This window comes from Caulobacter sp. DMC95 (assembly GCF_056313785.1).
Window position 1 is genome coordinate 462,517 of sequence record NZ_JBQUZP010000001.1, and the last position, 24,719, is coordinate 487,235.

The 24,719-nt window shown below is 63.7% G+C and carries 28 protein-coding genes and 1 tRNA gene; 8 read left to right on the plus strand and 21 right to left on the minus strand.

The window, feature by feature from the left end; translation table 11 throughout:
- Window positions 1-19: 19 nt before the first annotated feature.
- Window positions 20-1,240: an LL-diaminopimelate aminotransferase gene (locus ACT53N_RS02225; RefSeq protein ID WP_010919258.1), complete on the minus strand. Its 1,221-nt coding sequence runs from the start codon at window positions 1,238-1,240 to the stop codon at window positions 20-22.
- Between the two features lie 108 nt (window positions 1,241-1,348).
- The gene (locus tag ACT53N_RS02230) at window positions 1,349-1,789 is read right to left on the minus strand and encodes a hypothetical protein (RefSeq protein ID WP_476062350.1); all 441 of its coding nucleotides are present in this window, start codon (window positions 1,787-1,789) and stop codon (window positions 1,349-1,351) included.
- An 89-nt stretch (window positions 1,790-1,878) separates the two neighbouring features.
- On the opposite strand from ACT53N_RS02230, the gene ACT53N_RS02235 reads away from it, so the two are divergent.
- The gene (locus tag ACT53N_RS02235; RefSeq protein ID WP_476062351.1) at window positions 1,879-3,894 is read left to right on the plus strand and encodes a class I poly(R)-hydroxyalkanoic acid synthase; all 2,016 of its coding nucleotides are present in this window, start codon (window positions 1,879-1,881) and stop codon (window positions 3,892-3,894) included.
- 86 nt (window positions 3,895-3,980) lie between these two features.
- Window positions 3,981-4,610 (plus strand): DUF1287 domain-containing protein, encoded by a 630-nt coding sequence (locus ACT53N_RS02240; protein WP_476062666.1) that lies wholly within the window; start codon window positions 3,981-3,983, stop codon window positions 4,608-4,610.
- A 9-nt stretch (window positions 4,611-4,619) separates the two neighbouring features.
- On the opposite strand, the gene argC is transcribed toward ACT53N_RS02240, so the two are convergent.
- From argC to rplM, 3 genes are all read right to left on the minus strand, one after another.
- The gene (gene argC / locus ACT53N_RS02245) at window positions 4,620-5,573 is read right to left on the minus strand and encodes an N-acetyl-gamma-glutamyl-phosphate reductase (protein ID WP_476062352.1); all 954 of its coding nucleotides are present in this window, start codon (window positions 5,571-5,573) and stop codon (window positions 4,620-4,622) included.
- 91 nt (window positions 5,574-5,664) lie between these two features.
- Window positions 5,665-6,138, minus strand: coding sequence for a 30S ribosomal protein S9 (rpsI, locus tag ACT53N_RS02250; RefSeq protein ID WP_004624294.1), 474 nt, complete (start codon window positions 6,136-6,138; stop codon window positions 5,665-5,667).
- Between the two features lie 3 nt (window positions 6,139-6,141).
- Window positions 6,142-6,615 carry a 50S ribosomal protein L13 gene (rplM, locus tag ACT53N_RS02255; protein ID WP_476062353.1) on the minus strand — a complete coding sequence of 158 codons (474 nt, stop codon included), beginning with the start codon at window positions 6,613-6,615 and terminating at the stop codon, window positions 6,142-6,144.
- 236 nt (window positions 6,616-6,851) lie between these two features.
- On the opposite strand from rplM, the gene ACT53N_RS02260 reads away from it, so the two are divergent.
- On the plus strand, window positions 6,852-8,252 hold the full coding sequence (locus ACT53N_RS02260; RefSeq protein WP_476062354.1) for an alkaline phosphatase PhoX: 1,401 nt from the start codon (window positions 6,852-6,854) through the stop codon (window positions 8,250-8,252).
- A 43-nt stretch (window positions 8,253-8,295) separates the two neighbouring features.
- Here ACT53N_RS02260 and ACT53N_RS02265 read toward each other — a convergent pair whose 3' ends face one another.
- Window positions 8,296-9,327 (minus strand): COX15/CtaA family protein, encoded by a 1,032-nt coding sequence (locus ACT53N_RS02265; RefSeq protein ID WP_476062355.1) that lies wholly within the window; start codon window positions 9,325-9,327, stop codon window positions 8,296-8,298.
- A 150-nt stretch (window positions 9,328-9,477) separates the two neighbouring features.
- Between ACT53N_RS02265 and ACT53N_RS02270 the strand changes: the two genes are divergently transcribed.
- Together ACT53N_RS02270 and ACT53N_RS02275 are read left to right on the plus strand one after the other, a co-directional pair.
- On the plus strand, window positions 9,478-9,729 hold the full coding sequence (locus ACT53N_RS02270; RefSeq protein ID WP_476062356.1) for a GlsB/YeaQ/YmgE family stress response membrane protein: 252 nt from the start codon (window positions 9,478-9,480) through the stop codon (window positions 9,727-9,729).
- The gene (locus ACT53N_RS02275; protein WP_476062357.1) at window positions 9,726-9,977 is read left to right on the plus strand and encodes a DUF2842 domain-containing protein; all 252 of its coding nucleotides are present in this window, start codon (window positions 9,726-9,728) and stop codon (window positions 9,975-9,977) included. The genes ACT53N_RS02270 and ACT53N_RS02275 overlap by 4 nt, the downstream gene beginning before the upstream one ends.
- 65 nt (window positions 9,978-10,042) lie before the next feature.
- On the opposite strand, the gene ACT53N_RS02280 is transcribed toward ACT53N_RS02275, so the two are convergent.
- The 7 genes from ACT53N_RS02280 to ACT53N_RS02310 form a co-directional block, all read right to left on the minus strand.
- Window positions 10,043-10,119: transfer RNA gene (locus ACT53N_RS02280), tRNA-Pro, on the minus strand.
- A gap of 63 nt (window positions 10,120-10,182) precedes the next feature.
- Window positions 10,183-10,608: a MerR family transcriptional regulator gene (locus ACT53N_RS02285; protein ID WP_476062358.1), complete on the minus strand. Its 426-nt coding sequence runs from the start codon at window positions 10,606-10,608 to the stop codon at window positions 10,183-10,185.
- A gap of 12 nt (window positions 10,609-10,620) precedes the next feature.
- Window positions 10,621-10,923, minus strand: a complete 303-nt coding sequence (locus ACT53N_RS02290; RefSeq protein ID WP_096051474.1) for an integration host factor subunit alpha — start codon at window positions 10,921-10,923, stop codon at window positions 10,621-10,623.
- 213 nt (window positions 10,924-11,136) lie between these two features.
- Complete coding sequence (locus tag ACT53N_RS02295) at window positions 11,137-12,114, minus strand: beta-ketoacyl-ACP synthase III (RefSeq protein ID WP_476062359.1); 978 nt, start codon at window positions 12,112-12,114, stop codon at window positions 11,137-11,139.
- Entirely contained in the window at window positions 12,111-13,193 is a 1,083-nt protein-coding gene (plsX, locus tag ACT53N_RS02300) for a phosphate acyltransferase PlsX (protein WP_476062360.1), read from the minus strand. The genes ACT53N_RS02295 and plsX overlap by 4 nt, the downstream gene beginning before the upstream one ends.
- 173 nt (window positions 13,194-13,366) lie before the next feature.
- Window positions 13,367-13,906 (minus strand): YceD family protein, encoded by a 540-nt coding sequence (locus ACT53N_RS02305; protein ID WP_476062361.1) that lies wholly within the window; start codon window positions 13,904-13,906, stop codon window positions 13,367-13,369.
- A complete protein-coding gene (locus ACT53N_RS02310; RefSeq protein ID WP_476062362.1) occupies window positions 13,891-14,421 on the minus strand; it encodes a ubiquinol-cytochrome C chaperone family protein in 531 nt (176 codons plus the stop codon). The genes ACT53N_RS02305 and ACT53N_RS02310 overlap by 16 nt, the downstream gene beginning before the upstream one ends.
- A 121-nt stretch (window positions 14,422-14,542) precedes the next feature.
- Here ACT53N_RS02310 and ACT53N_RS02315 point away from each other — a divergent pair, with 121 nt between their 5' ends.
- Both ACT53N_RS02315 and ACT53N_RS02320 read left to right on the plus strand, forming a co-directional pair.
- A complete protein-coding gene (locus tag ACT53N_RS02315) occupies window positions 14,543-15,025 on the plus strand; it encodes an outer membrane protein assembly factor BamE (RefSeq protein WP_476062363.1) in 483 nt (160 codons plus the stop codon).
- 263 nt (window positions 15,026-15,288) lie between these two features.
- Window positions 15,289-15,831 carry a response regulator gene (locus ACT53N_RS02320; RefSeq protein ID WP_476062364.1) on the plus strand — a complete coding sequence of 181 codons (543 nt, stop codon included), beginning with the start codon at window positions 15,289-15,291 and terminating at the stop codon, window positions 15,829-15,831.
- Between the two features lie 91 nt (window positions 15,832-15,922).
- Here the strand turns inward: ACT53N_RS02320 and ACT53N_RS02325 are convergent, their stop codons facing one another.
- From ACT53N_RS02325 to glyA, 7 genes are all read right to left on the minus strand, one after another.
- Window positions 15,923-18,061 carry a sodium-translocating pyrophosphatase gene (locus ACT53N_RS02325; RefSeq protein WP_310211744.1) on the minus strand — a complete coding sequence of 713 codons (2,139 nt, stop codon included), beginning with the start codon at window positions 18,059-18,061 and terminating at the stop codon, window positions 15,923-15,925.
- A 243-nt stretch (window positions 18,062-18,304) separates the two neighbouring features.
- Window positions 18,305-18,799: a flagellar basal body-associated FliL family protein gene (locus ACT53N_RS02330; protein WP_476062365.1), complete on the minus strand. Its 495-nt coding sequence runs from the start codon at window positions 18,797-18,799 to the stop codon at window positions 18,305-18,307.
- Between the two features lie 48 nt (window positions 18,800-18,847).
- A complete protein-coding gene (gene thiL / locus ACT53N_RS02335; protein ID WP_476062366.1) occupies window positions 18,848-19,879 on the minus strand; it encodes a thiamine-phosphate kinase in 1,032 nt (343 codons plus the stop codon).
- Complete coding sequence (nusB, locus tag ACT53N_RS02340; RefSeq protein ID WP_310211750.1) at window positions 19,866-20,315, minus strand: transcription antitermination factor NusB; 450 nt, start codon at window positions 20,313-20,315, stop codon at window positions 19,866-19,868. The genes thiL and nusB overlap by 14 nt, the downstream gene beginning before the upstream one ends.
- Window positions 20,312-20,776, minus strand: a complete 465-nt coding sequence (gene ribH, locus ACT53N_RS02345; RefSeq protein ID WP_476062367.1) for a 6,7-dimethyl-8-ribityllumazine synthase — start codon at window positions 20,774-20,776, stop codon at window positions 20,312-20,314. Before ribH ends, nusB begins: the two co-directional genes overlap by 4 nt.
- Window positions 20,777-20,841: 65 nt before the next feature.
- Window positions 20,842-21,315 (minus strand): transcriptional regulator NrdR, encoded by a 474-nt coding sequence (gene nrdR / locus ACT53N_RS02350; RefSeq protein ID WP_062099500.1) that lies wholly within the window; start codon window positions 21,313-21,315, stop codon window positions 20,842-20,844.
- A 32-nt stretch (window positions 21,316-21,347) separates the two neighbouring features.
- On the minus strand, window positions 21,348-22,634 hold the full coding sequence (glyA, locus tag ACT53N_RS02355) for a serine hydroxymethyltransferase (protein WP_476062368.1): 1,287 nt from the start codon (window positions 22,632-22,634) through the stop codon (window positions 21,348-21,350).
- 164 nt (window positions 22,635-22,798) lie between these two features.
- Here glyA and ACT53N_RS02360 point away from each other — a divergent pair, with 164 nt between their 5' ends.
- Window positions 22,799-23,245 carry a Ros/MucR family transcriptional regulator gene (locus ACT53N_RS02360; protein ID WP_476062369.1) on the plus strand — a complete coding sequence of 149 codons (447 nt, stop codon included), beginning with the start codon at window positions 22,799-22,801 and terminating at the stop codon, window positions 23,243-23,245.
- Window positions 23,246-23,343: 98 nt separating this feature from the next.
- Here the strand turns inward: ACT53N_RS02360 and hemA are convergent, their stop codons facing one another.
- Entirely contained in the window at window positions 23,344-24,570 is a 1,227-nt protein-coding gene (gene hemA / locus ACT53N_RS02365; RefSeq protein ID WP_476062370.1) for a 5-aminolevulinate synthase, read from the minus strand.
- Window positions 24,571-24,719 lie beyond the last annotated feature (149 nt).

The window sequence follows — 24,719 nt, forward strand, 5'->3', positions numbered from 1 at the left end:
GCCGTCCGACGCAGCCTTGTTAGGCCTGTTCCATCTTGTTGTGGGCCTTGGCCAGAATGGAGTCGGCGTTGGCGATGAATTTCTTCACGTTGCGCGCGGCCTGACGGATCCGGTGCTCGTTCTCGACCAGACCGATCCGCACATAGCCCTCGCCATACTCGCCAAAGCCGATACCCGGAGCGACGGCGACGCCGGCCTCCTCGATCAGCAACCGCGAGAACAGCATCGAGCCCGCCTCGCGATAAGCTTCCGGGATTTTGGCCCAGGCGAACATCGAGGCCGGCGGATTGGGGATATCCCACCCTGCGGCCTTCATCGACTTGATCAGCGTGTCGCGGCGGCTCTTGTAGATGCCCCGGATCTCATCGACGCAGTCCTGAGGCCCGTTCAGGGCCGTCGCGGCGGCCACCTGCACGGGCGTATAGGCGCCGTAGTCGAGATACGACTTAACGCGCGCCAACGCCGCGCAGATGCGGGCGTTGCCAACCACCATGCCCACGCGCCAGCCGGCCATGGCGTAGGTCTTGGACAGCGAGTTGACCTCGACGGCGATGTCCTTGGCCCCGTCCACCTGCAGGATCGACGGCGGCGGGTTGTTGTCGAAATAGATCTCACCGTAGGCGACGTCGCTGATGACCAGCAGATCGTGCTTCTTCGCCAGGGCGACGGCGTCCTTGTAGAAGTCGAGATCCACCCACTGGGCCGTCGGATTCGACGGATAGGACAGGATCAGCACGCTGGGCGGCGGCACCGAGTGCTTCACCGCGCGGCTGATGTTGGAGAGGTACTCCTCCGGCGACAGCGCGGGCACGTGGCGGATGATGCCGCCCGCCATGATGAAACCGAAGGCGTGGATCGGATAGGCCGGGTTCGGGCAGATGATGACATCGCCCGGCCCCGTCAGCGCTTGGGCGAGGTTGGCGAAGCCTTCCTTGGAGCCCAGCGTGGCGATGACCTCAGTGTCGGGGTTCAACTTCACGCCAAACCGGCGGCCATAATAGTTGGCCATCGCCTTGCGCAGGCCCGGCACGCCCTTCGAGGCGGAGTAGCGACCGGCCTTGGGGTCGCGCGCGGTCTCGATCAGCTTGTCCACGATGTGCTGTGGTGTCGGCATGTCGGGATTACCCATGCCGAAGTCGATAATGTCAGTGCCTTCGGCGCGAAGGCGGGCCTTGATCTTGTTGACCTCCTCGAAGACGTAGGGCGGTAGGCGACGGATACGGTGGAAATCGGTGCTCATGAGGGCTCTATGCGCCGCTCCGGCGCTTTGGGAGCGAAAGTCGGGCATGGATAGACCCCAAGCGGGGCCAAGCCAAGCCAGCTGAAGGAAGATTATGCCTCCGTCGCCCTATTGGGGCTGGGACGGAGGCGCGCTAGCTCGGCCGCGGGCTGCGCGGGCGAAGGCTTCGGTGTTTGCGCGGTCGGCCTCGGTCGGCGCGGCGAGCGCGGGCGGGTTAGCGTCCCGGCGCGCCCTGGCGGCGTACGACTCGGAGTCCTTGAGCTCCCACGTGTTCGGCGCGGTCGCCTTGTTCAGCGCCGCGCCTGCGGCTTGCTGCTGCACGACATTGGCTCGAATCTGATCATCCGTTGGCACGTCCGTCGGAATAGCGGGGATGTCAGCGAACTTCCGGCGGGGCCCTTTGACCTTGGCTGCCGCTGTCGCGGCCGCCGCGACCGGAGAACTCGGGTCGACCTGACCAGATGAGAACGGGCTGGCGCACGCGGTCACTCCGGCCGCGAAGCCGAGGATCAAACCAATGCGTACGATTTTGCGGGTTTCGCCGTTCATCTTGTTTCTGGTCTTATGCGATGATCGCGGCGAGCGAAAGGCGTCCAGCGCTTTTCTCAACCCGGCTTTGGACTCGCGGAGGAAACCTCATGGCCACGGCGAAGGCCGCCCCCAAGCCTCGAAAGAAGGCCGCGCTCAAGGCCGATGAGGCCGTCAAGACCGACAAGGTGGCCGCAAAACCTAAAGCCGCCGCCAAGGCGGCCAAGTCAAAGGCCAAGCCTGAAGCCGCCCAAACTCCGCCCCAAGGCGATTCGCCGCGCGCTGCGCCGCCGCCGCCGCCAGAAGCGGAAGCAGCGGCCTTCCCACCGTTTGAGTCTATGCTGTCGCCAGACCAGCTGAAGATGGTTGAGACCCTGTCAGCGAATCTTGCGCGCGCGGCCGTCACCGCTCAGGGCGCGATCGCCGAGGCGGCGCTGCGCCAAGCAGACCGTCCCGCCGCCCTGACGCCCGATCCCTTCCACGTGGCCCCAGCCCTAAACGAGGTGATGACGCGGCTTGCGGCGCAACCCGATCGGTTGATGCGAGCTCAGGCTGACCTCTTTGGCCAGTACATGGAGCTGTGGCAGACCGCAGCGCGTCGCGCCGCTGGCGAAGACGTCGCGCCTGTGGTCGCCCCGGCCGCAGGCGACAAGCGGTTCAACGACCCCGACTGGGCGTCGAACCCGATGTTCGACCTCATGAAGCAGTCCTATCTGCTGTCGTCGAACTGGCTGAACGGCCTGATCGCCGAGGTGGACGGGGTCGACCCCGCCACCAAGCGTCGGGTCGAGTTTTTCACCAAGATGCTGACCGACGCATTCTCGCCGTCAAACTTCCTGATCTCGAACCCCGCCGCACTTCGCGAAGTCGTCCAGACGCAAGGGCAGAGCCTGGTGCGCGGCATGGAAAACTTCGCGGCCGATCTCGAGCGTGGGGGCGGCCAGTTGGCGATCAGCCAGACGGACCTGGCCAAGTTCAAGGTCGGCGAGAACGTGGCGACTGCGCCCGGCAAGGTCGTCTATCAGAACGACATCCTGCAGTTGCTGCAGTTCGACCCAATCACGGAGACCGTCTGCGAGATACCCCTGCTGATCTTCCCGCCGTGGATCAACAAGTTCTACATCATGGATCTGCGGCCCGAGAACTCGATGATCCGCTGGCTGACCGGCCAAGGCTTCACGGTTTTCGTGGCGTCTTGGGTCAATCCGGACCAGAAGCTCGCGGACAAGACCTTCGAAGACTACATGTTCGAGGGCATCTACGACGCCGCACAACAAGTCATGACCCAGTGCGGCGTCGATCGCGTCAACACGGTCGGGTACTGCATCGGCGGAACCCTGCTCTCGGTCGCTCTGGCGCACATGGCCGCGCGGGGCGACAAGCGGATCAACTCCGCCACCTTCTTCGCCGCTCAACAGGACTTCGCCGAGGCCGGCGACCTGCTGCTGTTCACCAACGAGGAATGGCTGCAGTCGATCGAGCAGCAGATGGATCAGGCGGGCGGCTTCCTGCCCAGTCAGTCCATGGCGGACACCTTCAACGCCCTGCGTGGCAACGACCTGATCTGGTCGTTCTTCGTCAGCAACTACCTGATGGGCAAAGAGCCGCGGCCGTTCGACCTGCTGTTCTGGAACGCCGACCAGACGCGCATGCCCAAAGCCCTGCATCTGTTCTATCTGCGCAATTTCTATAAGGACAACGCCCTGACAACCGGCAAGCTGAGCCTGGGTGGCGAGCGGCTGGACCTTTCTAAGGTCAAGATCCCGATCTATGTGCAGTCCTCGAAAGACGACCACATCGCCCCGTACCGCAGCGTCTATCGCGGGGCCAAGGCCTTCGGCGGCCCGGTGACCTTCACGATGGCGGGCTCTGGCCATATCGCCGGGGTGATCAACCACCCCGACGCCCGGAAGTACCAGCACTGGACCAATGACCAGCTGCCTACCGATGTCGCACAATGGATCGCAGGCGCGCAGGAGCATCCCGGATCCTGGTGGCCGCACTGGTCGAAGTGGCTGAAAGCGCGCTCGGGCGAGCAGGTTCCGGCCCGCGATCCGGCCAAGGGCAAGCTGAAACCGCTGGAGGAAGCACCGGGCTCGTTTGTGCTCGTAAAGTCACAACCGTAGCGGCTATCGAGGGACAACCTCGCCACGGCCAAAAAGCGAACCCCGTTCGCCCAAAAGTCGCCAGGATCGTGGCCAAGCTTCCGCGCATGCTCACGTTCAATCGCCGGACAGTCTTGGGAATGTTCGCCGCAACGCCCCTGTTGGCGCGTGCGGACATCGGTCACGCCCTCATTCCGGATGCAGGGCGAAAGTTGGCAGCCGCCGCCCGGGCGCAGATCGGCGTCACCCTCACCTACGACGCCAGCTATCGCTCGATCGGTTACCCGAATGGCGATGTGCTTAGAACCAGCGGCGTTTGCTCTGATGTTTTGATCCGCGCGGCGCGCGACGCTTGGGACATCGACCTGCAGCAGCGAATTCATGAAGATATGAAAGCGGCGTTCGACGCCTATCCGTCCCGCCGAGAGTGGGGCTTAGCCGCGCCCGACGCCAATATCGATCATAGGCGGGTTCTGAACCTCGAGGTGTTCCTTGCGCGGCAGAAGGCCAGACTCCCCCTCCCCGGCTCGCGTCTTCTCGGCGGCGACGCGTTCGACAATGTCGCGCCCGGCGATATCCTGACCTGGCGGCTGGCGGGCGGCCGCCCCCATCTCGGCGTGGCGGTCAGCGCTGAACCCGTTCGCGTCGCGCACAATATCGGCGACGGCGTCAAGGAGGAGCCGCTGTGGCGCTTCAAGCTCCACAAGCCCGCCGGCCACTACCGCTGGCGGGTCTGAGGCGCGTATCTAAAGCCCGGCGGCCTCATCCAGCCCCAGCGCGATATTCAGGTTCTGAACCGCCGCGCCGGACGCCCCTTTACCCAGATTGTCGAGCAAGGCCACCAGGCGAGCCTGACCGCTGGTGCCCGAACCGAACACGAACAGCTTGAGCCGGTTGGTCCCATTCAGGCCTTCCGGATCGAGCGTCGTCACAGATTTGGCCTCGTCCAGAGAGGCGACTTCGACGAACCGCTCACCGGCGTAGTGATCCGCCAGCGCTTCGTGGATCGCACGCAGCGACGGCGTGCCGTGAAGCGTGACGAAATGCAGGGGCATCTCGACAAGCATGCCCTGCATGTAACGCCCAACCGCTGGGGCGAAAAAGGGGCGGGTCAACAAACCGCCGTGCTTCTGAATTTCAGGAACGTGCTTGTGAGCCTGGGAAAGCCCATAGATCCGGAAAGGGACCTTGGTGAAGTTGGCCGCGCTGTCGTCCTCGAACTCGGCGATCATCGCCTTGCCGCCGCCGCTGTAACCCGAGACAGCATTGTACGAGACCGGCAGTTCAGGCGGCAGGATGCCGGCGCTGACCAGTGGGCGCGTCAGGGCGATCGCGCCGGTCGGATAGCAGCCCGGGTTCGAGATCCGCTTCGCTGCAGCGATCTTGCCACGCTGCTCCTTGTCCAGCTCCGGAAAGCCGTAGGCCCAGCCTTCCGCCGTACGATAGGCGGTCGAGGCGTCGATGATCACCGTGTTCGGGTTGCTGACCAGCGACACGGCTTCTTTCGCGGCGTCGTCGGGCAGACACAGGATCACCGCGTCCGCATCGTTGAGCATCGCAGCGCGCGCCTCGGCGTCTTTGCGCTTGTCCGGATCGATCGAGATCAGCTGCAGATCGGTACGGCCAACCAAGCGCTCACGAATCTGCAGGCCCGTGGTGCCAGCTTCGCCGTCGATGAAGACCTTGGGAGCGTTCGCCATGGCGGACTCCAATCCGAACAAGAGACAGGACAAGAAAAAGGGCGCTTCGGCCGAACCGAAGCGCCCTTTCCCGTAGACGTAATCGTCGCGATTAGCGCTTCGAGAACTGGAAGCTGCGGCGGGCCTTGGCCTTGCCGTACTTCTTACGCTCGACGACGCGGCTGTCGCGGGTCAGGAAGCCGTGCGGCTTCAGGACCGGGCGCAGGCCAGGCTCGTAGTAGGTCAGAGCCTTGGACAGGCCGTGACGGATGGCGCCGGCCTGACCCGACAGGCCCGAGCCTTCCACGGTCACGACGACGTCGAACTGACCCAGACGATCGGTCACTTCCAGCGGCTGGGCGATCATCATGCGCAGCACCGGACGGGCGAAGTAGACTTCCTGGTCACGACCGTTGATCGTGATCGAGCCCTTGCCCGGCTTGATCCAGACGCGCGCGATGGCGTTCTTGCGCTTGCCGGTCGCGTAGGCGCGGCCTTGGGCGTCGATCTTGGGTTCGGCCGGAGCGGCAGCTTCCGGGTTGCTGGACAGGCTGGCCAGCGCGTCAAAGCCTTGAGCGTCGGTCATAGCTTACAGGCTCCGGATGTTCTTGGCGTTGCGACCGGCGAAGTCGACGACTTCGGGGTTTTGCGCTTGGTGCGGGTGCTCACCGTTGTTGTAGATGAGCAGGTGGGTCAGCTGCTTGCGAGCCAGCGGGCTCTCCTTGGGCAGCATGCGCTCAACGGCCTTTTCCAGGACGCGTTCCGGGAACTTGCCGCCCAGCACCTTGCGCGGGGTGGTTTCCTTGATGCCGCCCGGGTGACCGGTGTGACGGTAGTAGACCTTGTCGTCCATCTTCTTGCCGGTGAACTTCACCTTGTCGGCGTTGATGACGACGACGAAGTCGCCGCAGTCGACGTGCGGGGTGTAGTCAGGACGATGCTTGCCGCGAAGACGCATGGCGATGAACGTCGCCAGACGGCCGACAACGGCGTTCTCGGCGTCGACCACGATCCACTTCTTCTCGACCTCGGCTGGCTTCAAGGAAGCCGTGATCTTCTGCATGGGATTGATCCGTAATTTCTGGGCGTCCGAACCCGAGAAAACCGGTTTCGTCCGTGTGAGGCGCGGCATGTACGGGAGGCGCCGGGCGCTGTCAACAACTGCACAGCCAAAAACTTACAATAGTCAATAATTACAGTGCCTTATGTTAAGAGGTATCATAATACCGCACTACTGTGTTCGAACCGTCACGAACCTTGGGCATAGGCATGCCATCAACAGCCCCACGGACCTCGACCATGGCCTTTTCACGCAGAAGCTTCCTGGGAGCCGCCGCCACCAGCCTGGCGTTCAGCGGCTTTTCCGTCCGAGCGCAGGATGAGGCCCTGGAGGCCGAAACCTATTTGAACGAGGTCGAGGGCTACGGCGATCTGATCGCGGACCCCAAGGGCCTGCTCGATCTGCCGCAGGGCTTCCGCTATCGCGTGATCGCCCAGGCAGGCGAGACCATGAACGACGGCCTTCTGGTCCCCGGAAAGTTCGATGGCATGGGCTGCTTCGCTGCGGGTGAAGACAAGGTTCTGCTCGTCCGCAATCACGAGCTGTCCGTCAGCGACATACATGACGGCCCATTCGGCCTCTCGCAGCGCCTCATTGATCGCATCGACCGAAACCGCGTCTGGGATTTCCAGAATGGGGAAGTCCCCCTGCCCGGCGGCACGACCACGCAGCTCTACAATCTCAAGACCGGCCAGACTGAGCGCCAGCACATGAGCCTGGCCGGAACCATCGTGAACTGCGCCGGCGGCGTCACCCCTTGGGGTTCATGGCTGACCTGCGAAGAGACGACCCTGGAAGCTGGCCTCGAGGTCGGCAAGGATCACGGCTATGTCTTTGAGGTGCCGTCCACGCACATAGGGCTGGTTGAGCCGGTTGCGCTGAAGGGGCTGGGGCGCTTCAAGCACGAGGCGGCCTGCATCGATCCGCGTACCGGCGTCGTCTACCTTACCGAGGACGTCGCCGACGGGCTGTTCTATCGCTTCCTCCCGAATGACCGTCGCAACCTCGCAGCCGGCGGTCGCCTCCAGGCTCTTGGCCTCGTCGACGCACAGGAAGGCGGCGATACGCGGAACCAGGAGGATAAGAGCTTCCCCATCAATGGCTGGAAGGCGGTCCGCTGGATCGATCTCGATGGCGTAGACAACCCCTATGACGATCTGCGACGTCGAGGTCATCGGGCGGGCGCGGCGATCTTCTCGCGAGGCGAAGGCGTCCACTTCGGCGCGGGCGAGGTCTACTTTACGGCGACGGCCGGCGGCGCAGCCGGCTCGGGGCAGATCTTCCGCTATGTTCCCTCGCCTGCGGAGGGCCAGGTCGGCGAGAACGATCAGCCGGGCAAGCTGCAACTGTTCGTCGAAAGTCAGAACGACCGCGTGCTGGACTACGCCGACAATCTTACGGTGGCCCCCTGGGGCCACCTGATCATCTGCGAGGATCGTTATTCGGACACCCTACGCAACCACCTGCGCGGCGTGACGCCCAGCGGAAAGGTCTACACCCTCGGGCGCAACGTCTTCGCCGGCAATTCCGAATTCGCCGGCGCATGCTTCTCGCCGGATGGAACCACGCTGTTCGTCAATGTTCAATCGCCCGGCATCACCCTGGCGATCAGCGGTCCTTGGGCCACCGTTAAGGTCTAGCATCCAAACAGCGCCGCAAGCCTTGCTCGCGGCGCCGACGCTCTTACGGGCGGCGGACCCGCCAAGCGAAGGTGGTCGCCACCGCCAGCAACACTGCAGCGCCAGCCTGGTGCACCACGCCCAGGCTGATGGGCACGGCCGCCACGAGGGTCCAGACGCCCAGGGCCGCCTGCAGACAGACCACGACGGCGACGGCGACCGCGACCCCCTTGGCGTCGGCGACCAACAGCCGGTCACGCTTGGCCACAACCGCCATCAGAATCGCTGCGACCAGCAGCGCGTAGGCGAAAACTCGATGGTTGAACTGGACGGCCGCCTGACTGTGAGCCAGCGTGCCCCAGAAACCCGCGCCGATATAATCGCTTGGGAACAAGCGTCCGTTCATCAACGGCCAGTCGTTGTACACCAACCCAGCATCGTTGCCGGCGACGAGCGCCCCGAGCAGGCTCTGGAAGAACACCGCGCCCAGAAAGGCCAGCGCCCATCCCCGCCAGGGACTGCGCTCCTCGACGCGCGGTGAGCCGTTCCAGGCGTCCAACGCTGTCCAGATCAGCAAAACAAAAAGGGCGAGGGCGAGGCCCAGATGGGTCATCAGCCGTTCGGGAGCCACGGATACGCGCTCCGACAACCCGCTGGAGACCATCCACCAGCCGACCAGCCCCTGCAGACCGCCCAGCCCCAACATGGCTGCGCAACGCCAGATCAGGCGCCGGGGAATGGCCTTGCGGATCAGGAACACGACAAAGGGAATGGCGAAGGCCGCGCCGACGACGCGCCCAAGGAGGCGATGCGCCCATTCCCACCAGAAGATGCCCTTGAACGCCTCAAGGGTCATGTCGGGGTTCACCAGTTGGTACTGCGGTATCTGCTTGTAGAGCTCGAAGCTCTCGCGCCAGGCCTGTTCCGACATGGGCGGGAGAGCGCCCATGATGGGCTTCCACTCCGTGATCGAGAGGCCTGAGTCCGTCAGGCGGGTGGCTCCTCCAACGACCACCATGGCGAACACCATTGCGGCGACGATGAAGAGCCAGATCGCAACGGGTCGCGAGCGGTCGGAACGCAGGAAAGACGTCATGGGGTCGGAAAAGCGTCACTTGTGGGCCGAATTGCGGCGGTTCTCTCCCTACGCCTGAGAATGGACTGCATCAATCTCTCTGTGGCCCGACATGACGGGGCCATCGCTTCGTGCGAAAGAACGCAAGGCGCGGACATTGCGGAGCGATCGATGAGCGGAATGGGGGTTTTCGCGGCTGCAGTGATCGGCATTCTGGCGGGATGGATCGCGGATATCGTCCTGGCGCGCCGCCACTCGCTGTTCATCAAGCTCTTGATCGGCGTCGTTGGCTCATTCATCGGAGCCTTCATCGCCTCGCGGATAGACCTGCATCTGGCGGGGTTCGTCGGCGAACTGATCGTGTCCAGTGTCGGCGCGATCCTGTTCCTGTCCATTCTTGGCCTCGTTCGGAGACCTACGTGAACGCCCCCTCAAATCCTCCCCGCCTGATTCCCGCACGCCTGCGGAAGCTGATCGGCTCGATCGGCGTCATGGTGATTCTGTTCGCGTGGATCTGGATCTTCACCAGCCTCTACGACCACTTGCCGCAGAACCGCTTCGTACATCTGGTCTATTTCGTGGCCCTGGGTATGGGCTGGATAATGCCGGTGATCCCGCTCATCAGCTGGATGGGCAAGGCGGACCAGCCTCTCGACACCGGCGTGCGATAGCACGGCATACGAAAAAGGCCGCCCTTACGGGCGGCCTTTGATCTTCCACGCTTTCCCGAAGGAAATGGTCGGAGCGACAGGATTCGAACCTGCGACCCCTTGACCCCCAGTCAAGTGCGCTACCAGGCTGCGCCACGCTCCGACGCGGAAGGAGCGCCCTTATAGGCGCCGCCCTGCCCTTGGGCAACACCGATTTGGGCAGAAATCAACCGCGCGCCAAAAGTCCGTCGAGGCGGGATTTGATGGCGGTGAGGTCAGCTAGCGCGAAGGCCAATCGATCACGCCGCTCATCGACCCTGGCCGCCTCTCCACGGGGCGTCTCATAGTCAAAGCCGGAGTCCAGGCTCGCCGAGCCGTTCGAACCCAGACCTGCGGCGATGACGTGCGCTAGCCCTTGATCGCGATGCAGCTTCTGGACGCCCTTGATTGTCAGGCCTTCGCTATGCAGCAGCGCGCGGACGCCGTTGAGCACGGCGATATCCTGGGGCCGATAGAACCGGCGCCCGCCGGCGCGCTTCATCGGTCGGATGAAAGAAAACTTTGTTTCCCAGAAGCGAAGCACGTGCTGAGGGACGCCAAGCTCCTCGGCGGCTTCTGAGATCGTGCGGAAGGCGTTAGGCCCCTTCGCCACCGCAAACAGTCCCTAGTCGCCCAGAGCGCGGTCGATACGCGCCTTCATGACCTGAGAAGCGCGGAAACCGATCACGCGACGCGGTTCGATCTCGGCTGGTTCGCCGGTTTTAGGGTTGCGCCCCATGCGAGCGCGCTTGGCGCGAACCTGGAAGACCCCGAAACCTGACAACTTGACGGTCTCGCCTTGCTCCAGCGCCTCAGCGACGAGATCGAGAGTGCGCTCGACCAGCCCTGCGCAATCCTGGCGGGTCAGCCCGACTTCCTCATGAACCGCCTCACACAGGTCGGCTCGGGTCAAAGTAGCGCCCTTCATGCAACCCCCTTCACGCGTATCGCAGCGACCAAGCGGCCGCTCTAGATGGAGCACTCGCGGCGAACCCTGGAGTCGTGCGGCCGCCCTCAACTGACCGCGCGTAGGTTCACCGACGACCTCATGCCGCGATTACCGCATGAAGTCAAAGACTCAACGCCAGGAGTTCATGCCCTGACAGAGGATCGCGCAAGGCGATAACGACTTCAGATCAACCTATAGCCGGATGACGCAAGCGCCCCAGGTCAGCCCGCCGCCCATCGCCTCAAGAAGCAGCAGGTCGCCCTTCTTGATTCGGCCATCCTTGATCCCGTGCGCGAAGGCCAACGGGATCGAGGCGGCGGAGGTGTTGGCATGGATCGCCACGGTGGAGATGACCTTCTCCTCGTCAATGCCGCAGCGATGGGCCACGCCCTGAAGGATGCGCTGGTTGGCCTGGTGCGGGATGAACCAGTCGACATCGGCGACGGCCACGCCTGCCTTGTCGGCGGCCGCGCGGATCGCTTCGGAGATATTGACGACCGCGTGCTTGAACACCTGATTACCCAGCATGCGCAGCTTGCCGACGGTCCCGGTCGTCGACGGTCCGCCGTCGACATAGAGGAGATCCTGCTTTGTCCCGTCCGCGCGAAGGGCGAAACCAAGCATGCCGCGATCGTCAGTGGTCCCCTCGCCTTCGCTCGGTTCGAGCACAACAGCGCCAGCGCCGTCGCCGAAGAGAACGCAAGTCCCGCGATCGCTCCAGTCCATCAGACGCGTCATCGCTTCGGCGCCAATCACCAGCGCGCACTTGGCATGGCCGCGCGCGACGAAGCCGTCAGCCACGCTCAACGCATAGACGAAGCCGGAGCAGACGGCCTGGACGTCGAAGGCGACACCCACCGGTGCGCCGAGCTTGCGCTGAACGATCGTAGCCGTAGCCGGGAACGTCAGGTCGCCCGTCGTCGTGGCGACGATGATCAGATCGAGATCGGCCGCCGTCTTGCCCGCCGCCGCCAGCGCTTCCTTGGCCGCCTCGAACGCCAAATCCGACACGGGCTGATCGTCCGCCGCTTGGTGGCGCTGGCGAATGCCGGTGCGCTCGACGATCCACTCGTCGCTGGTGTCGACGAACTTGGCGAGATCGTCGTTAGTCACGACCTTGGGCGGCAGATAGGCGCCGACGCCCGTTACAACGCTTCGCACTACGCTCACTCGGCCGCTCCTTGGGCGTCTGCGCCAGGGCCCTGCCCGTCCGCGGGCGTGGTTATGGCCGCCGTAGCGGTCAGGCGCTTGAGATTTCTATCGATCTCGGCGCGAAAATCACTGCGCGCGAGGTTGGTCGCCACCCGAAGGGCCGAGGCGAAGCCACTGGCGTCCGCGCCGCCATGGCTTTTTACGACGATGCCGTTCAGGCCCAGCAGCGGCGCTCCGTTTACGCGGCTGGGGTCAAGGCGGTGGCGCATCTTCTTCAGCGCGCCTGAAGCGATCAGAGCGCCCAACATGGCCAACGGCCCGGAGGTCAAGGTCGACTTGATCTCGTTCGAGAAGAAGCGCGCCAACCCCTCGGCGGTCTTGAGGGCGACGTTGCCGGTGAAGCCGTCGGTCACCACCACATCGACGGTGCCATGAGCGATGTCGTTGCCCTCGACGAAGCCATGGTAGTCAAAATCCAGCGTGGTTTCCCGCAGAATGGCGTGCGCCTCACGCACCTCCTCATGGCCCTTCTGGTCCTCGGAACCCACGTTCAGAAGCCCGACCGTGGGCCTTTTGGCGCCGTGAACGGCGTGGTGGAAGGCCGCCCCCATGATGGCGAACTCCACGAGCTGGGAAGCGTCGCTCTCCACATTGGCGCCGACATCCAGGACGGTCGTGACGCCTTTCATGGTCGGCCAGTTGGCGACGATCGCCGGCCGCTCCAACTCGGCGCCCATACGCAGGATCAGTTTGGAGATCGCCATCAGGGCGCCGGTGTTGCCGGCGGACACACAGGCCTGGGCCTGGTTCTCGCGAACGGCTTCAATGGCGTTCCACATGCTGGAGCCCTTGCCCCGGCGCATGGCCTGGGCCGGCTTTTCGTCCATGCCGATAGCCTTGTCGCAGTGGCGAACCTCGCTCACCGCTTTGGCGGCGGGACACTTCGCCAGTTCGGCCTCGATCGCAGCGCTATCGCCGTGGAGCAGAAAGCGTACGCCTGGAAGAGCTCTCAGTGCTTGAGCGATCCCGGGGACAACGATGGAAGGGCCGTGGTCGCCGCCCATGGCGTCGACGGAGATGACGAGGGATTGTGACACGTGGCGCTTTGAGCTCCGGCAGGCGGTCGCGCCGCCCTCAAGGCGGCGGACGATACATCCGCGTGATTATCACGCAAGCAGGCGAGTCGGACCTAACCCGCCCGAGGAGGCAGGACCGCCCCCTTCAAGAGGCGTCGCGCGGCCCAATCGCCGCGGCCCTTTCACGGGCGACGTCAGTCTTCCTCGCTCTTAAGGTTGAGCCCCTTCAAGGCCGAGAAGGGCGAGATTTCCGTCGGCTCCGGGGGCTGGACAAACACCGCGCCTGGCTTGCGGGGAAACGGGTCCAGCTCCAAAGCCAGATGCTCGACGACATAGCCCGAGACATCGATCGCCTCGCCTTCCAGGACATCCGGCGGATCGTCGCCATCGGGATCCGCGCCGAGGTCACCGAACTCCTCCTGCGGCGCGTTCTCGCTGTTCGCAGGAAGGACCTTCAGGGAAAAACGCGCATCGATCGGCGTCTCGAAGTCGTCGGCTGTTGCGCTGCAAGTCTGGACCACACGCGCGCGAAGCACGCCCGAGATGCTGGCGCCATCAAGCCATGAAGCAAGATGAACCTCCGCGCTGAGGGCCTCTAGCCTGACCAAACCGAGTTGCCTGGCGATCGCCTTGCGCTGATCAGCCGATGGCTCAAGCCGCAGGCTGACCGCGCCGCGATCCACCTGAGCCAAAGAAATCTCGCAGGGCCAGGGGGCGGTCACGGGGTTGGCCAAGTCACATCTCCTTGTAGCAAGGCGTCCAGCGGCTGGGCCGTCAACGCTTCGCGCGTTCTCGCCACGTAGGCGGTCAGCGCCGCCGCTTCGCCTTCCCCGCGCTCTTCCAGCACGGTCCGCGCCATCAGCCCGGAGGTCGCAACCGTATCCGGTAGACTTTCGACCGCTTCGTCATAGGCCTTCAACCGGCCATAGAACGCGCCCGCAAGCTTCTTCATTTTTTTTCCAACGGAAGTGTCGGACACACCGATCTCGCGAAACGCGTCGTCGAGCCCCTTAACATAGGCGTCGAACACAGCCTGCGAGGTCTCGGCCGCCGCATCGCCCTGCCCCTTCAAGCGCTCGATCAAAAAAATGACGTGAAGACTGAAGAGCTCAAAGCGCCCCTCCAGCGAGTCACGGACACCGTAGTCGCGATAGAAGGTCGCGGATCGGGCCTGCCCAACCGCGGACGCATAGAGCTTAGCCCCCGCCAGCTTTGCGGGTCTCGGCTTCAGCCACCTGTCCAGAAACATTCAAACGCCTCGATTTCGCCGCGACATACCGCTATCCGCAGAGTCCGCGTTCACGCGGGCATTGAACTAAGCCCGCGCGGGCGATAGGTCAAAGTCTGCATTTTTCCGGTTCGGAGCCTTGATGTCTCGCCCCGCCGTTTTCGCCGCCGCCGTCCTGGCCTTGGCGCTCGCTTCCTCGGCGTGCACGCCGCTGACAAGCTACTCCGGATTCCAAGCCATCGAGGCCAAGCCGGCCGAGATGAAGGTCGGTGAGGACAGCAAGTCCACGCTCATGGAGAAGCTTGGCTCGCCGTCGGCGGTTTCGACCTTTGACAACAACACCTGGTACTACATCTCGCAAACGACGGATCGTGTGGCCTTCTACATGCCCCGCGTGATCAAGCGCGATGTCGTGGCGATCAAGTTCAACCCGGCCGACGAGAAGGTCGCCTCGGTGGACACCTACACGCTGCAGGACGGAAAGGTCATCGCCTACAACGGCCGCGAGACGCCGACCCGTGGTCGCGAGATGACCATTCTCGAGCAGCTGCTCGGGAACGTCGGACGCGGCGGCATGCTACCTCAGGACGATACCGCTCCAGGCCAACGCCCCGGCAATCGATAGACCAAAGTCGACAAGTCGACTGTAGAACAGGCCGCCCACCGTCTGGTAGGCGGCCTTTTTCGCGCGCTGGTGATCGATAACTCAGAAGCACCACTCAAAATGGCAAGATGAGGCGCGGGATTTTATTCTCAACGCGCGTTTCACCACCCCAATTCGAGTCCCAAGGGGCAGTTGAAAGACTCTATCAACTCAATCCGATGTTTCCTCGACTCCAGCCGCCAAGATTTCACGGCTCGAATTCACGATAACGAGGGAGGCGCTTTGTGGAGGGAATGGATTTCCGCGATGTGTCGGTCCTGCTGGTCGACGACAACGCGAACATGCGCAAGGTGGTCGGCACGATGTTGAAGGCGGCCGGGGTCCGTCGGATTCGTGAAGCCAACGACGGTCTCGAAGGCCTGAAGATTTTTCAGACCCAGGAAATCGACATCATCTTCACCGACCTGATGATGCAGCCGGTGGATGGCCTGGCGTTTATCCGCTGGGTGCGCACGTCCACCGCGAGCCCGAACCACTTCGTGCCCATCATCATGATGACCGGCCACGCAACGCAGCGCACCCTGAACGAGGCGCGGATGGCTGGCGTGACGGAGTTTCTCGCGAAGCCTTTGACCGCACGGGGCGTGATGCACAGGATCAACGAGATCATCAACAATCCGCGCCCCTTTGTGCGCGTCAGCGGGTACTTCGGACCGTGCCGACGCCGCAGGATCGACCACGACTTCCAGGGCGCAGAGCGCCGTGGCGCGGCGCCAGCCGCTGTCCAGGACGCGCTTGAAGAGATGGACCTCGAAGACATCTACTGAGCGTGCGCGCAGTCGCTGTCGTCGCGGATCAAAGCAGAACGCCCCGGAGCGAGCTCCGGGGCGTTCGCGTTTCAGACTACTCTCAGAGAAATCAGGCGCCGTGCGCCAAGACCGCCAGCAGCAGCAGGGCAACGATGTTGGTGATCTTGATCATCGGGTTCACGGCCGGACCAGAGGTGTCCTTGTAGGGGTCGCCGACGGTGTCGCCGGTGACGGCGGCCTTGTGCGTCTCGCCGCCTTTCTTGTGCAGGACGCCGTTCTTGTCGGTGAAGCCTTCTTCGATGACCTTCTTGGCGTTGTCCCAGGCGCCGCCGCCGCTTGTCATCGAAATGGCGACGAACAGGCCGGTGACGATCACGCCCATCAGCATGGCGCCGAGGGCCGCGAAGGCGTCGACCTTGCCAGCGATGGCCTGGATCACGAAGAACAGAGCCACCGGCGAGACGACCGGCAGCAAGCTCGGCACGATCATTTCGCGAATGGCGGCCTTGGTCAGGATGTCCACGGCCTTGCCGTACTCCGGCTTGACCTCGCCCGTCATGATGCCGGGGTTTTCGCGGAACTGACGACGCACCTCGGCGACCACCGACTCGGCGGCGCGACCGACGGCGGTCATCGACAGGCCGCCAAACAGGAACGGCAGCAAACCGCCGAACAGCAGGCCCACAACGACATATGGGTTGGACAGGTCGAAGGTCACCGCGCCCATGCCGTCGAAGAAGCTGCCAGGCGCAGCATTGGCCGAGAAGAACTTCAGATCTTCGGTATAGGCGGCGAACAGCACCAGCGCGCCGAGACCGGCCGAACCGATCGCGTAGCCCTTGGTGACGGCTTTGGTGGTGTTGCCCACGGCGTCCAGCGCGTCGGTGGTGACGCGGACTTCCGGCGGCAGACCGGCCATTTCGGCGATACCGCCGGCGTTGTCGGTGACCGGGCCAAAGGCGTCCAGCGCGACGATGAAGCCCGCCAGCGACAGCATGGTCGTGGTGGCGATAGCGATGCCGAAAAGGCCCGCGAGATTATAGGTCACCACGATGCCGACGATGATCGTGAGGGCCGGCAGAGCCGTAGCCTCAAGAGACATCGCCAGGCCTTGGATCACGTTGGTGCCGTGGCCGGAGACCGACGCCTGGGCCACCGACTTGACCGGGCGGAAGCCTGTGCCGGTGTAGTACTCGGTGATCATCACGATGGCGGCGGTGACGACCAGGCCGGCCAAGCCGCAGTAGAACAGCGCATCAGCGCCGTAGGAGCGGCCGTCCACTTCGACAGCGTTCGGGACCAGCTGGTGGATCACGTACCAGACCGCCGGGATCGACAACACACCGGTCACGATGAGGCCCTGGTAAAGCGCGCCCATGATGTTCTGGCTCTTGCCCAGGCGAACGAAGAACGCGCCGATGATCGAGGTGACGATGCAGACCGCGCAAATGGCCAGCGGCAGCAGCATCATCGCGCTGACGGCTTCGGTCCCGCGGAAGAAGATCGCCGCCAGAACCATCGTGGCGACCGTGGTCACCGCGTAGGTCTCAAACAGGTCAGCGGCCATGCCGGCGCAGTCACCGACATTGTCGCCGACGTTGTCAGCGATCGTTGCGGCGTTGCGCGGATCATCTTCCGGAATGCCGGCTTCTACCTTGCCCACCAGGTCGCCGCCCACGTCGGCGCCCTTGGTGAAGATGCCGCCGCCCAGACGGGCGAAGATCGAAATCAGCGAAGCCCCGAAGCCCAAAGCGACGAGCGAGTCCACCACGACCCGATCGGTGGCCTCGTGGCCGGTCGAGAGCAGGACGTAGTAGTAGCCCGCCACGCCGAGCAAGGCGAAGCCGGCCACCAGCATGCCGGTCACGGCGCCGGAGGTGAAGGCCATCGACAGGCCCTTGGCGAGGCTCTCGGAGGAGGCTTGGGCGGTGCGGACGTTGGCGCGCACCGAGATCAGCATGCCTGCGAAGCCCGCTGCGCCTGACAGCGCCGCGCCCAGCGCGAAGCCCACCGGCTGCTCCCAGGATTTAAAGAAGAACGCCAAAGCGGCGACGACGACCACACCGACGATACCAATCGTCGTGTACTGGCGGTTCAGATAGGCCTGCGCGCCTTCCTGGATCGCTGCGGCGATCTCCTGCATGCGCGCGTTGCCGGCTGAGGCCCGCATTAGACTCGCTGTCTGCACGGCGCCGTACAGCACCGCCAGAAGCCCGGCCGCAATGGCCAGATAAAGCCAAAGACTCATTAGTTCTTCGCCCCTTCGCGTTTCTCAATCACGAGGGGACGTCGATCCGAGCGCCGGAGGAATGACGCATGTCAAACCCGCCACCCTGATCGACGGGCGGGCCTTTGGCCTCGTACCCCCTCGATGCTCCCTAGAATGACACCCGGAACAGCGTCATCCGAACGAGACTGTCAGATGGTCGGGGGGCGCGCAACCCGGCTCGAAACAAGCGTTTGCCGCGTGGAAGCTTAAGCGAAACCCCAATCAGGGGCGCAAGACTTCCCTATCAGCCTGAGCCGCGCCGGAGGATTTGGGCGGCATCAACTGCTGCCGCGGGATCTGCTTGACGATCTCAACTGACGCCACTTTGCCCTTGCCGAGCAAGACAGCGCACTGACTCAGCACGAAGGTCGTCAGACGAGGCCCGTCCACCTCCTTCCACGTATCGGCGCGCGTGAACGGCGTTTTGTAAGCCGCACGCACAATGGCGTCGCGGAGAGCCGGCTCCTTGTCCTTGAAAGTGGACGCATCGGTGCCAGAGGTCAGCTTCAACGTCATGGCCACGAACACGTAGTTGACGATCCGGCCATTGGCGATGACTGGAATAGTCATTGACCCCAGCTTGTAGGTCGGGTCGAGCGCCTGTCCGCCGCCCTCCTTCTTCTCTTCCAGAGCTAGGGCGGGACCAGCCATCATGACCACAGCACTGAAAGCGGCGGTCATCAGAATGCGGCGCTTAGAAATGTTTCGCAGGCTCATGCGCCCAGCATTTACGCCAGAGGCCTTGAAATATGCCTAATCGCGGCGCTAGCCGTGAAGCCAACCGAGGCGCGAGGGCGTGACGTCGCGGCCTTTGTAGTAGGCCGAAACCCCCTCGCCTTCGACGAATTCACCGATCTCGCTGACCTTCACACCTGCGGCGGCTGCGGCGACGCGAAAGGCCCAGGCCTCATTGGGATCGACGGCGCAGACGATCTCGTAGTCGTCGCCTCCAGACGCCAGCGAGATCCGCCCCTCGACCTGTTCGGGCTGCTGATCCAGCCAGGCCTGAGCGCCCGGCGACAGCGGCAGGCGCTCCAGATCGACACGGACCCGGCAACCACTGGCCTTGGCGATATGGCTGCTGTCCGCCAGCAGCCCATCGGAAACATCAGCGGCGGCCTTCGCGTGCACCCGCATGGCGTCGCGCAACGTCACGCGCGGCTCGGGCTGGCGATAGCGGCGCAGCATCGTCCCGTCCGCATCCACCACTTCGCCCCACTGCGCCAGAAGGCCCAACCAGCCGTCGCCGATCGTGCCAGAAACCATCAACCTGTCGCCGGGCTTAGCGCCGCGGCGAAGGATAGTCTCGCCCTGCGGCGCCCACCCCAAGAAGGTCGCGGAGACGACCAGGGGACCGGACGTCGTGACGGTGTCTCCCCCCAAAAGTGAGATATCGAAGGCGGCTCCGTCCTCGGCCAGTCCCCTGGCGAACGTCTCGCGGGAGGCCACGTCAGAGCCGGAGGGCCATCCGACCGCCAGGAAATAGCCGTAGGGTTCGGCGGCCTTGGCGGCGAGGTCAGACAGGTTGGTGCGCAGAAGCTTTCTTGCCACCACGTCCAACGCTTCATCAGCGAGGAAATGAACGCCCGCGACCATCGCGTCTTTGGTGATGACCAGGTCGTAGCCCGGCCTGGACGGCAGCACGGCTGCGTCGTCCAGAAGATCCAGCGCGACAGGGTCGCCCCGCGTCAGCGGCCGCAACAACCGCGCGATATGATCGAATTCAGTCGCCGGCGCCGCTGCGGGGGCCGCAGCGTCGTCTTCGGCGAACCAGTCTTCTTCGTCAGTCTCGTGCATCACGGGCGATCGCGTCGAGGGCGCCGTTGATGAAGCCTGACTCGGGACCCTCAAAAAAGGATTTCGCGATCTCTACATATTCATTGATGACCACTTCGGTCGGAACGTCGGGTCGGTACATCAACTCGAACGCTCCGGCGCGAAGCACCGCGCGGGCCGTCGCATCCAGCCGCTCAAGCCGCCAGCCCGAGGCTAGGCGCTTAACGATGCCCTGATCGATCTTGTTCTGATTCGCCACGACGCCTCTCGCGAGGTCGGCGAAGAAGGTCTCGTCGGCCGCCGCGAGCTGTTCGCCCTCGACATCCCGATCAAAGCGATGCTCGCCAAACTCGCGGATGACGGAGTCGACGCCAGCGCCCGAAACTTCCATCTGATAGAGGGCTTGCACAGCCGCGAGACGCGCTACAGAGCGCGGTTGAATACGTGCGCCGCTCATCGAGTCTGCCCCAGCAGTTGACGTTTCAGGGCGATTGTCTCCAGGCAGGCCTTGGCCGCCGCCCCGCCTCGATCACCTTCGCTGACCCGCGCCCGCATCAAGGCTTGGGCTTCGTCATCAACCGCCAGCACGCCAAATCCGATGGGCATCCGCTTGGCGACACCCAGGTCTTGCAGGCCTCGGGCGGTTTCATTGGCGACCAGCTCGAAATGGTAGGTCTCGCCCCGGATGACGACACCCAAGGCGATGTAACCGTCATAGCGCACGCCGACAGGCCGGTGCCCCGCGTCCTCCGCCATGGCGATCACGGTCGGGATCTGCAGCGCGCTGGACACGGTAATCACGTCGTACTCTGCGCCCTGCGCCTCGATGGCTTGTGTGGCTCCGCGCAGCAGTTCGTCGGAGATACCCGAATGACTTCGGCCCTCCACGATCAGCAGGCGGATATTCTCTTCAACCATCTAGCTCAACTCTCCACGGCCACGCGCGCCGCGTGACCTTACAAACACACATCTGGATTAACGGATTATGGCTCTTCTTCGCCGCCGTCGCTCAGACCTTCCTCGGTCAGGAACTTGGCGAAGTCGCTGGTTTCCTTGAAATCCCGGTAAACGGACGCGTAGCGGACATAGGCGACGTCATCGAGAGATTTCAACGCCTTCATCACCATTTCGCCCACAGTCGAAGACGGAAGCTCCGTTTCGCCCATACTTTCAAGCTGGCGAACGATGCCATTGATCATGCGTTCGACGCGTTCGGGATCCACCGGACGCTTCTGCGTTGCGAGACCCACCGACCTTACGAGCTTGTCCCGATCGAACGGCGACCGCCGCCCGGAACGCTTGACGATGATGAGTTCGCGCAGCTGAACGCGTTCAAAAGTCGTGAAGCGACCTCCGCATTCAGGACACATCCGACGACGACGGATGGCCGCGCCGTCTTCCGACGGGCGGCTATCCTTGACCTGGCTCTCGGCATGGCCACAGAACGGGCAACGCATGATCTAGCCCCCTCCGCGGCGCAATCACCCAATTAGTTGTAGATCGGGAAGCGGCCCGTCAAGGCCAGCACTTCTTCGCGGACCTTGGCCTCAACCGATGCGTTGCCGTCAGGACCATTGACCGCCAAGCCATTCACGACTTCGCCGATCAGTTCGCCGACACGAGTGAACTCGGCTTCCTTGAAGCCGCGCGTCGTCCCGGCGGGCGTTCCCAGGCGGATCCCCGAGGTGATCGTGAACGGCGCGGTGTCGAACGGAACACCGTTCTTATTGCAGGTCATGTAAGCGCGTTCGAGGCTGTGCTCGGCGTCGCGGCCGGTCACGCCCTTCGGACGAAGGTCGACTAGCATAAGGTGGCTGTCGGTGCCGCCAGACACGATGTTCACGCCCGACTTCAGCAGCGCCTCGGCCAGAGCCCGAGCGTTCGCGACAACTTGTCGCGCATAGTCCTTGAACGAAGGCTGCAGCGCCTCGCCGAACGCCACAGCTTTTGCCGCGATGACATGCTCGAGAGGACCGCCCTGCAGGCCGGGGAACACCGCCGAATTGACCTTCTTGATGATCGCTTCGTCATTGGTCAGCACCATGCCGCCGCGCGGACCGCGCAGGGTCTTGTGCGTCGTGGTGGTCACCACATGGGCGTGCGGGATCGGGTTGGCGTAGGCGCCGCCGGCGATCAGGCCCGCATAGTGCGCCATGTCCACCATCAGGTAGGCGCCGATCGAGTCGGCGATCTCGCGGAACTTGGCGAAGTCGATCTCGCGGCTGTAGGCGCTGCCGCCGGCGATGATCAGCTTCGGCTTCTCACGCTGCGCGATCTCGGCCACGCCGTCGTAGTCGATCAGTTGGTCCTGCTGCCGGACCGAGTACGAGATCGGCTTGAACCACTTGCCCGACTGGTTGGCGGGGCTGCCGTGCGTCAAATGGCCGCCGGCGGCGAGATCCATGCCCAGGAACGTGTCGCCCGGCTGCAGCAGCGCCATGAAGACCGCCTGGTTGGCCTGCGAGCCCGAGTGCGGCTGCACATTGGCGAAGGCCGCCCCAAACAGCGCCTTGGCGCGCTCGATCGCGATGGTCTCGATCTCGTCGACATATTCGCAGCCGCCGTAATAGCGCTTGCCCGGATAACCCTCGGCGTACTTGTTGGTCAGGATCGAGCCCTGAGCCTCTAGCACAGCCTTGGAGACGATGTTCTCCGAGGCGATCAGTTCGATCTGGTTCTGCTGGCGACCCAGCTCGCGACCGATGCGATCGAAGATGTCGCGGTCCGCGGTGGCGAGGTCCGCGCCGAAAAAGGCGCTGAGGTCAGTTTGGGTCATCACGCTCTCCTGGCGTTGCGGGGAGTCGGCAGAGGCGCCCTCTTTAACGGGATAGGCGCAGCGATCAATCTCGGAACCACTCGGGATGTTGCGCGTTGTCGTGCCGCAGGGCGCGTCTCGCCCCTGCACGAACGGCGGCGATAACAACAGGAGTGGGGTATCTCATGGCGTCTCAGGGCGGCGGAAGCACAGATGCGGCGAACAGCAACGACGTCGACATTCTGGGGCTCAGCGCGGAGATCGTGGCGGCCTATGTCGGTCAGAACACAGTCGCTCAAGCGGCCATCCCAGACCTGATCCGAACTGTTCACGAGGCGCTGGCTACGCTGAACAATGGGGTTGAGGCGCCACGCCCCGCAGAAAAAGCTAAGCCCGCTGTTCCCGTAAGCCGCTCCGTGCAACACGACTACATCGTCTGCCTCGAGGACGGCAAAAAGCTGAAAATGCTCAAGCGCTATCTGCGCTCTCACTACGACATGAGCCCTGAAGACTATCGTCGCAAATGGGGCCTGCCGCCTGAGTATCCGATGGTGGCGCCGGCCTACGCGGCTCGACGTTCGGACTTCGCCAAGCAAATCGGTCTTGGCAAGGGCGTGCGGCGAGGCAGTTGAGCTACGAGATACGAAAAAGAACGCCGCTGGCCTCCAGCGGCGTTCTTGGTTTCTATGGCTTTGGGCGCGTCGGAAGCTGAAAGTGCTCGTCTTCCCCTCTAGGCCGCGTAGCCGCCCATCCGGGCGACGTTGCAGTGAGCCCAGAGCTTCTCCATCGCCGCGACCAGCTTGCGCATCATGTCGTCGGTGTGGAACGGCGTCGGCGTGAAGCGCAGACGCTCCGTACCGCGCGGCACGGTCGGGTAGTTGATCGGCTGCACATAGACGCCGAAATCGGCCAGGAGCATGTCGCTGATCATCTTGCAGTGCACCGGATCACCGACCAGCACAGGCACGATGTGGCTGACGCTGTCCATCACCGGCAGGCCCGCAGCCTTGAACATGGCCTTCAGGGTCGCGGCGCGCTCCTGATGAATTTCGCGCACTTCCGGATGCTGTTTGAGCCAGCGGACGCTGGCCAGCGCGCCTGCCGTCAAGGCTGGCGGCAGGGACGTCGTGAAGATGAAGCCCGACGCCATCAGGCGGATCGCGTCGATCACTTCGGCGTCGCCAGTGATGTACCCGCCCATCACACCGAACGCCTTGCCCAGCGTGCCTTCGATGATGTCGATCTCGCCCATCAGGCCGTCACGCTCGGCGACGCCGCCGCCGCGCGGACCATACATGCCCACCGCGTGGACCTCGTCGAGATAGGTCATCGCGCCGTACTTCTTGGCCAGCGCCACAGTGCCGGCGAGATCGGCGATGTCGCCGTCCATCGAATAGACGCTCTCGAAGGCGATCAGCTTCGGAGCGTCGGCCGGCGCTTCGGCCAGCAGCTGCTCCAGATGCGCTAGGTCGTTGTGCTTGAAGATCTTGCGAGGACCACCGCCGTTGCGGATGCCCGCGATCATCGAGGCGTGGTTCAACTCATCCGAGAAGATGATCAGGCCGGGCAGGATCTTCTGCACGACTGACAGCGTCGCTTCGTTCGAGACGTAGCCCGAGGTGAACAGCAGACCGGCTTCCTTGCCATGAAGGTCAGCCAGTTCCTGCTCCAGCAGGACGTGGTCGTGGTTGGTGCCGGAAATGTTGCGTGTGCCGCCCGAACCCGAGCCGTGCTCATCGACAGCGGCCTTCATCGCGTCCACCACGACCGGGTTCTGGCCCTGACCGAGATAATCGTTGCTGCACCAGACAACGACTTCCTGTTCGGAGCCGTCCTGGCGTGTCCAGGTCGCGCGCGGGAACTGGCCGCGCTGACGCTTCAGGTCGGCGAACACCCGGTAGCGACCCTCTTCGCGGATCTGCTCAACGGCGCTGCGGAACGCGGCTTTGTAGTCCATGTCGATCTCTAAACCACCGCCCAGGCGGGTCGGCGGTCCCCTAAGTCCAGGCTCGGCTTTTCGCACCAGTCGCCCGCAGTGTCCATCTAAGGGCGTTTACCTAGCAAATCGAAAGGCCTGATGGCCCTCATCGAGTTTCTCAATACACG

Excerpts from the sequence above, each read along its gene's own strand:
- ACT53N_RS02225 (WP_010919258.1), bottom strand. The coding sequence starts at position 1,240 with ATGAGCACCGATTTCCACCGTATCCGTCGCCTACCGCCCTACGTCTTC.
- ACT53N_RS02230 (WP_476062350.1), bottom strand. The coding sequence starts at position 1,789 with ATGAACGGCGAAACCCGCAAAATCGTACGCATTGGTTTGATCCTCGGC.
- ACT53N_RS02235 (WP_476062351.1), top strand. The coding sequence starts at position 1,879 with ATGGCCACGGCGAAGGCCGCCCCCAAGCCTCGAAAGAAGGCCGCGCTC.
- ACT53N_RS02240 (WP_476062666.1), top strand. The coding sequence starts at position 3,981 with ATGCTCACGTTCAATCGCCGGACAGTCTTGGGAATGTTCGCCGCAACG.
- argC (WP_476062352.1), bottom strand. The coding sequence starts at position 5,573 with ATGGCGAACGCTCCCAAGGTCTTCATCGACGGCGAAGCTGGCACCACG.
- rpsI (WP_004624294.1), bottom strand. The coding sequence starts at position 6,138 with ATGACCGACGCTCAAGGCTTTGACGCGCTGGCCAGCCTGTCCAGCAAC.
- rplM (WP_476062353.1), bottom strand. The coding sequence starts at position 6,615 with ATGCAGAAGATCACGGCTTCCTTGAAGCCAGCCGAGGTCGAGAAGAAG.
- ACT53N_RS02260 (WP_476062354.1), top strand. The coding sequence starts at position 6,852 with ATGGCCTTTTCACGCAGAAGCTTCCTGGGAGCCGCCGCCACCAGCCTG.
- ACT53N_RS02265 (WP_476062355.1), bottom strand. The coding sequence starts at position 9,327 with ATGACGTCTTTCCTGCGTTCCGACCGCTCGCGACCCGTTGCGATCTGG.
- ACT53N_RS02270 (WP_476062356.1), top strand. The coding sequence starts at position 9,478 with ATGAGCGGAATGGGGGTTTTCGCGGCTGCAGTGATCGGCATTCTGGCG.
- ACT53N_RS02290 (WP_096051474.1), bottom strand. The coding sequence starts at position 10,923 with ATGAAGGGCGCTACTTTGACCCGAGCCGACCTGTGTGAGGCGGTTCAT.
- ACT53N_RS02310 (WP_476062362.1), bottom strand. The coding sequence starts at position 14,421 with ATGTTTCTGGACAGGTGGCTGAAGCCGAGACCCGCAAAGCTGGCGGGG.
- ACT53N_RS02315 (WP_476062363.1), top strand. The coding sequence starts at position 14,543 with ATGTCTCGCCCCGCCGTTTTCGCCGCCGCCGTCCTGGCCTTGGCGCTC.
- ACT53N_RS02325 (WP_310211744.1), bottom strand. The coding sequence starts at position 18,061 with ATGAGTCTTTGGCTTTATCTGGCCATTGCGGCCGGGCTTCTGGCGGTG.
- ACT53N_RS02330 (WP_476062365.1), bottom strand. The coding sequence starts at position 18,799 with ATGAGCCTGCGAAACATTTCTAAGCGCCGCATTCTGATGACCGCCGCT.
- thiL (WP_476062366.1), bottom strand. The coding sequence starts at position 19,879 with ATGCACGAGACTGACGAAGAAGACTGGTTCGCCGAAGACGACGCTGCG.
- nusB (WP_310211750.1), bottom strand. The coding sequence starts at position 20,315 with ATGAGCGGCGCACGTATTCAACCGCGCTCTGTAGCGCGTCTCGCGGCT.
- ribH (WP_476062367.1), bottom strand. The coding sequence starts at position 20,776 with ATGGTTGAAGAGAATATCCGCCTGCTGATCGTGGAGGGCCGAAGTCAT.
- nrdR (WP_062099500.1), bottom strand. The coding sequence starts at position 21,315 with ATGCGTTGCCCGTTCTGTGGCCATGCCGAGAGCCAGGTCAAGGATAGC.
- glyA (WP_476062368.1), bottom strand. The coding sequence starts at position 22,634 with ATGACCCAAACTGACCTCAGCGCCTTTTTCGGCGCGGACCTCGCCACC.
- ACT53N_RS02360 (WP_476062369.1), top strand. The coding sequence starts at position 22,799 with ATGGCGTCTCAGGGCGGCGGAAGCACAGATGCGGCGAACAGCAACGAC.
- hemA (WP_476062370.1), bottom strand. The coding sequence starts at position 24,570 with ATGGACTACAAAGCCGCGTTCCGCAGCGCCGTTGAGCAGATCCGCGAA.